Consider the following 6,076-nt stretch of genomic DNA (forward strand, 5'->3'; position numbering starts at 1 on the left):
CCCCGGAGCTTGAGCGCCGCCCACTGACAATCCCGCGGTCGGCCACCGGTCGCCGCGGGATTTTGCATCCAGGACACGATGGAGTTCTTCACCACATCGCTGCTGAACGGCATCAGCTACGGGCTGCTGCTGTTCATGCTGAGCTCCGGCCTCACGCTGATCTTCAGCATGATGGGCGTGCTGAACTTCGCGCATGCGAGCTTCTACATGCTGGGCGCGTACTTCGCGTACACGACGACGCTGTTCGTCGGCTTCTGGCCGTCGCTGGTGGTCGCGCCGCTGCTCACCGGCGTGGTCGGCGCGCTGTTCGAGCGCTTCTGCCTGCGCCGGGTGCACCGTTTCGGCCACGTCGCCGAGCTGCTGATCACGTTCGGGCTGTCGTTCGTGATCCTCGAGCTGGTGCAGCTGACCTGGGGCCGCTCGGCGGTCGACTACCGCGTGCCGGCGATCCTCGACGGCCCGCTGTTCACGCTGTACGGCACGCAGTTCCCGATGTACCGCGCGTTCATGATGGGGGTCGCGCTGCTGATGCTGGTGTCGGTGTGGCTGCTGCTGTCGCGCACCCGCATCGGGCTGGTGATCCAGGGCGCGCTGACGCATCCCGACATGGTCGAGGCGCTGGGCCACAACGTGCCGCGGATCTTCATGCTGGTGTTCGGCGGCGGGGCGGCGCTGGCCGGGCTGGCCGGCGTGATCGGCGGCAACGCCTACGTCACCGAGCCGACGATGGCCGGCGCGGTCGGGCCGATCATCTTCGTCGTCGTGGTGGTCGGCGGCATGGGCTCGCTGGCCGGCGCGTTCGTCGCGTCGCTGCTGATCGGGCTGGTCCAGACCTTCGCGGTCGCGCTCGACCAGTCGGCGCTCGGCGCGCTGCAGTGGGCCGGCCTCGCGATCACGCCCGAGACCTTCGGCTACCCGCTGCTGAAGCTGAAGATCTCGCAGGTGGCGCCGATCCTGCCGTACCTGCTGCTGGTGCTGATGCTGATCTTCCGCCCGAAGGGCCTGATGGGGACGCGCGAAGGATGAGTGCCGTGCTGAAGTCGGTCGACCGGGTGGCAGGCCGCGAGGCGGGCGGCGGGCGCATCCATTTCCGCCCGTGGAACGTCGGCCGCTGGGTGGTGTGGGGCGTGTTCGCGCTGCTGCTGGTCGTCGCGCCGATGCTGTTCACCAGCGGCCTCGCGATGACGATGCTGTCGCAGATGGGCTACATGGTCATCATCTGCCTCAGCTACAACCTGCTGCTCGGCCAGGGCGGCATGCTGAGCTTCGGGCATGCGGTGTATGTCGGGCTGGGCGCGTTCTTCGCGATCCATGCGATGAACCTGATCGGTGCCGGCCGCCTGCCGCTGCCGATGAGCCTGGTGCCGCTGGTCGGCGGGCTGGCCGGCGCGGGCGTCGCGGCGCTGCTCGGCTGGGTGACGACGAAGAAATCGGCCAACACCTTCGCGATGATCACGCTGGGCGTCGGCGAGCTGGTCGCGGCGATGGCGCTGATGTTCCCGGAGTTCTTCGGCGGCGAGGGCGGCGTCAGCTCGAACCGCGTGGCCGGCAAGGCGGTGCTGGGCATCACCTTCGGGCCGCAGGTGCAGGTCTATTACCTGATCGCGGTCTACTGCTTCGTCTGCACCGCCGCGCTGTACGCGCTGACGCGCACGCCGCTCGGCCGCATGCTGAATGCCGTTCGCGACAACCCGGAGCGCGTCGAGTTCGTCGGCTACAACACGCAGGTGGTGCGCTACCTGGCGTTCGTGATCGCCGGCTTCTTCGCCGGCATCGGCGGCGGGCTGACGGCGCTCAACTTCGAGATCGTCACGGCGGATTCGGTCGGTGGCTTCCGCTCGGGCAGCTACCTGCTGTTCACCTTCCTCGGCGGCGCGTTCTTCTTCTTCGGGCCGGTCATCGGCGCGGTGCTGCTGGTGCTGGCCTTCGTGCTGTTCTCCGAGATCACGAAGGCCTGGCAGATCTACCTGGGGCTCGTCTTCATGTTCATGGTGATGTTCGCGCCGGGCGGCATCTCGAGCCTGATCATGATGAACCTGCGGGTGGCGGCCTTCGGCAAGCTGCGCCGGCTCGCGTCGTCGTACCTGGCGCTGGGCGGCACCGGCGCGGTGGCGCTGGCCGGCGCGGCGGCGATCGTCGAGATGATCTACCACGTGCAGCTCAATTCGGCGCTCGGCCCGACGCTGCGTTTCATGGGCGGCACGCTGAACGTGCAGGGCCTGGACAGCTGGTTCGGCGCGGTGTTCGTGATGGCGATCGGCATCGCGATGTTCGAGCTCGCGCGGCGCGAGTTCAAGCGGCAATGGGACCAGACGCAGCAGGAGATCGAGAAGGAAATCAAGCGGAGGGAAGCCCTGTGAGCGCGCATCCCTTCGCGCTGGAACTCACCGATGTGCGCAAGAGTTTCGGCAAGACCGAGATCATCCGCGGCGCGACGCTGAGCGTGAAGCCCGGCGAGCGGGTCGCGATCATCGGCCCGAACGGTGCCGGCAAGTCGACGCTGTTCAACCTGATCAGCGGGCGCTTCGGCATCAGCACCGGCGACATCCGGCTGAACGGCACGTCGATCGCCGGCCGCAAGCCGTACGAGATCAACCGCATGGGCCTGGCGCGCAGCTTCCAGGTGTCGAACCTGTTCGTGCGGCTGTCGGTGTTCGAGAACATCCGCTGCGCAGTGCTGTGGAGCATGGGCTACCGCTACGCGTTCTGGAAGTTCCTCGCCGACCTGCGCGACGCGAACGACCGCGCCGACGAGGTGCTGCGCATGATCAAGCTCGACAAGAAGCGCGACGTGCAGGCGATGAACCTGACCTACGCCGAGCAGCGCGCGCTGGAGATCGGCATCACGATCGCCGGCGGCGCGAGCGTGATCCTGCTCGACGAGCCGACCGCCGGCATGAGCAAGAGCGAGACGACGCGCTTCATCCAGCTGATCCGCGAGGTGACGGTGGGCAAGACGCTGCTGACGGTGGAGCACGACATGGGCGTGGTGTTCGGCCTGGCCGACAAGATCGCGGTGCTGGTGTATGGCGAGGTGATCGCGTTCGACGTGCCCGATGCGGTGCGGGCGAACGCGAAGGTGCAGGAGGCGTACCTGGGCTCGGTCCTGGTGGCTCACGAGAAAGCGCACGGGGCCTGACGCGATGCTGAAACTCGACAACCTGCACGCGTTCTACGGCAAGAGCCATGTGCTGCATGGCGTGACGCTGGACGTGCAGCCCGGCGAGATCGTCAGCCTGCTGGGCCGCAACGGCTCGGGCCGCTCGACCACCGTGAAGGCGATCATGGGCCTGGTGGACGGCAAGGGCTCGGTGCGTTGGGGCCAGCGCGAGCTGCTCGGGCTGAAGGCCTTCGAGATCGCGCACCAGGGCATCGGCTACGTGCCGGAGAACCGCGACATCTTCCCGAAGCTGACGGTGCACCAGAACCTGCTGCTCGGCGAGAAGCGCGGCAAGCCGGCGCCGCGCTGGTCGTTCGACGACATGTACGCGATGTTCCCGCGGCTGAAGGAGCGCCAGCACACCGAKGCCGGCGTGCTGTCGGGCGGCGAGCAGCAGATGCTGACGCTGTGCCGCACGCTGATGGGCGACCCGGACCTGATCATGATCGACGAGCCGACCGAGGGCCTGGCGCCGAAGATCGTCGAGCAGGTCGCGCAGTACCTGAACGAGCTGAAGCGGCGCGGTGTCTCGGTGCTGCTGGTCGAGCAGAAGCTGACCATCGCGCTGGAGATCTCGCAGCGCTGCTACGTGATGGGGCACGGCAGGATCGTGTTCGAGGGAACGCCGACCGAGCTGAAGTCGAACGCCTATATTCGCAAGGAGTGGCTCGAGGTGTAGCCCGGATGCCCATCCGGATTTGTCGCTGACGAGACATCACCCCGCCACGATTCCTTCCTAGAATCGAACGATCGTTCTATTCCACCCGGAGACACCGCATGAGCGCCACCTACGAACTTCGCGGCCCGGTTGCCGTGATCACGCTCGACAACCCGCCTGTCAACGGCCTCGGCTACGACACCCGCAAGGGCATCACCGACGGGCTCGACAAGGCCCAGGCCGACGGCAAGGTGAAGGCCGTCGTGATCACCGGCGCCGGCAAGGCCTTCTCGGGCGGCGCCGACATCCGCGAGTTCGGCTCGCCGAAGGCGCTGCAGGAGCCGAACCTGCTGAGCGTGATCCTCGCGGTGGAGGCTTGCACGAAGCCGGTGGTCGCCGCGATCCACACGGTGTGCATGGGCGGCGGGCTCGAGCTCTCGCTCGGCTGCCACTACCGCGTGGCCGCGCCCGGCACGCAGGTGGCGCTGCCCGAGGTCAAGCTGGGCCTGGTGCCCGGTGCCGGTGGCACGCAGCGCCTGTCGCGCGTGATCGGCGTCGAGAACGCGCTGAACATGATCGTCAGCGGCGAGCCGGTGAAGAGCGAGCTGCTCGCGATGGCGCCGGGGCAGAAGCTGTTCGACAAGATGATCGACGGCGACCTGCTCGCCGGTGCGGTGGCGTTCGCGACCGAAGTGGCTGACAAGCGCCCGTTGCCGCTGGTGCGCAACCTGAAGGCCGAGCACCCGAACCCGGACGCCTTCTTCCAGTTCGCGCGCAACACGGTCGGTGCGATGTCGAAGAACTTCCCGGCGCCGCTGCAGTGCGTCGAGACCGTCGCAGCCTCGGTCTACAAGAAGTTCGACGACGGCATGAAGCAGGAGCGCGAGGCCTTCATCGCATTGATGATGACGCCCGAGAGCCGTGCGCTGCGCCATGCCTTCGTGGCCGAGCGTGCGACGACCAAGATCCCCGACGTGCCGGCCGACACGCCGGTGCGCGACGTGAAGAAGCTCGCGGTGATCGGTGCCGGCACGATGGGCGGCGGCATCGCGATGAACTTCCTGAACGCCGGCATCCCGGTGGTGATGCTCGAGATGAAGCAGGAGGTGCTGGACAAGGGCATCGCGATCATCCGCAAGAACTACGACGCGCAGGTCAAGAAGGGCAAGCTGAAGCAGGACAAGCTCGATGCCCGCATGGCCTTGCTGAGCACGACGCTGAACTACGCCGACCTGAAGGACGCCGACATGGTGATCGAGGCGGTGTTCGAGGACATCGGCGTGAAGGAGCAGGTCTTCAAGACGCTGGACGAGGTGATGAAGCCGGTCGCGATCCTCGCGAGCAACACCTCGACACTGGACGTCAACAGGATCGCGTCGTTCACGAAGCGCCCGCAGGACGTGATCGGCACGCACTTCTTCAGCCCGGCCAACGTGATGAAGCTGCTGGAGGTGGTGCGCGGCGAGAAGACCGCGAAGGACGTGCTGGCCACCGTGATGGCGCTGGGCAAGAAGATCAAGAAGACCTGCGTGGTGTCGGGCGTGTGCGACGGCTTCATCGGCAACCGGATGATCGAGCAGTACTCGCGCCAGGCCGGCTTCCTGCTGGAAGAGGGCTGCACGCCGCAGCAGGTGGACAAGGCGGTCGAGAAATTCGGCTTCGCGATGGGCCCGTTCCGCATGGGTGATCTCGCGGGCAACGACGTGGGCTGGTACATCCGCAAGCGCCGCTACCTGGAGAAGCCGGACCTGCGCTACAGCAAGACTGCCGACCTGCTGTGCGAGATGGGGCGCTTCGGCCAGAAGACCGGCGCCGGCTGGTACGACTACGTGCCGGGCAAGCGCGATGCGATCCCGAGTGCGCTGGTCGACGGCATGATCGAGAAGCACCGCGCCGAGCTGGGCATCACGCCGCGCAAGATCAGCGACGACGAGATCGTGCACCGGCTGGTGTATGCGCTGGTGAACGAGGGCGCGCGGATCGTCGAGGAGGGCATTGCCTTGCGCGCGAGCGACATCGACATGGTGTACCTGACCGGCTACGGCTTCCCGCTGCACCGTGGCGGGCCGATGTGCTATGCGGACACCGTGGGCTTGTTCAACGTGGTGGCGGCGATGAACCGTTTCGCGAAGAACCCGCACGACGATGCGAAGTTCTGGCAGCCGGCGCCGTTGCTGGCGCGCCTGGCGGCCGAAGGCAAGACTTTCTCCTGAGATGAATCGGAGCACACCATCATGACCCATGCAGTGATCGTTTCC

Annotated in this window: 5 protein-coding genes; all 5 read left to right on the forward strand. The window is 66.8% G+C overall.

Going from position 1 to position 6,076, the window contains the following annotated elements:
* The first annotated feature begins 78 nt into the window (after positions 1 to 78).
* Entirely contained in the window at positions 79 to 1,026 is a 948-nt protein-coding gene (locus AC1D01_RS17100) for a branched-chain amino acid ABC transporter permease (protein ID WP_477868297.1), read from the forward strand.
* Entirely contained in the window at positions 1,023 to 2,360 is a 1,338-nt protein-coding gene (locus AC1D01_RS17105; protein ID WP_477868299.1) for a branched-chain amino acid ABC transporter permease, read from the forward strand. Before AC1D01_RS17100 ends, AC1D01_RS17105 begins: the two co-directional genes overlap by 4 nt.
* Positions 2,357 to 3,139 (forward strand): ABC transporter ATP-binding protein, encoded by a 783-nt coding sequence (locus AC1D01_RS17110; RefSeq protein ID WP_477868301.1) that lies wholly within the window; start codon positions 2,357 to 2,359, stop codon positions 3,137 to 3,139. Before AC1D01_RS17105 ends, AC1D01_RS17110 begins: the two co-directional genes overlap by 4 nt.
* A 4-nt stretch (positions 3,140 to 3,143) precedes the next feature.
* Entirely contained in the window at positions 3,144 to 3,839 is a 696-nt protein-coding gene (locus tag AC1D01_RS17115; RefSeq protein WP_477868303.1) for an ABC transporter ATP-binding protein, read from the forward strand.
* Positions 3,840 to 3,937: 98 nt separating this feature from the next.
* A complete protein-coding gene (locus tag AC1D01_RS17120; protein WP_477868305.1) occupies positions 3,938 to 6,031 on the forward strand; it encodes a 3-hydroxyacyl-CoA dehydrogenase NAD-binding domain-containing protein in 2,094 nt (697 codons plus the stop codon).
* Positions 6,032 to 6,076 lie beyond the last annotated feature (45 nt).

The sequence above is a fragment of the Rhizobacter sp. P3_B12 genome (genome assembly GCF_056402895.1).